The organism is Clostridium sp. AM25-23AC (assembly GCF_003435125.1).
Classification (GTDB): Bacteria; Bacillota; Clostridia; order Lachnospirales; family Lachnospiraceae; genus Pilosibacter; species Pilosibacter fragilis.
In genome coordinates this window covers 1-266 of record NZ_QWGI01000072.1, presented here as the reverse complement: position 1 = coordinate 266, position 266 = coordinate 1, and the positions used below count along the sequence as shown (strand labels likewise).

The 266-nt window shown below is 44.0% G+C and carries 1 protein-coding gene; it reads right to left on the bottom strand.

What is annotated here, in order from left to right:
• Positions 1 to 70: 70 nt before the first annotated feature.
• A partial coding sequence (locus DW677_RS17740) for an integrase core domain-containing protein (RefSeq protein WP_147324989.1) occupies positions 71 to 266 on the bottom strand: 196 nt, incomplete at its 5' end.

Sequence of the window (266 nt, the reverse complement as noted above, 5' to 3'; positions counted from 1 at the left end):
TTGTCAAGACAAAAATTCAAGCATTTTATAATGAACCGATATCTGTAGCTGAATTAGGGAGGTGCCCCCGTTAAGCAGCATGATCAATCAGCAGTGCCGGATAATAATATGATGCGGGTGTCTGATCGTTGATCGCTGAATGACAGCGCTCAAAGTTGTAGGTATGTACATAGCTTTTGATAGCCGCTCGCGCTTCCCGGATGTTGGCATACTGTGTAAGATAGGCTTCCTCATATTTGAAGCTACGAAACCAGCGTTCAATCATG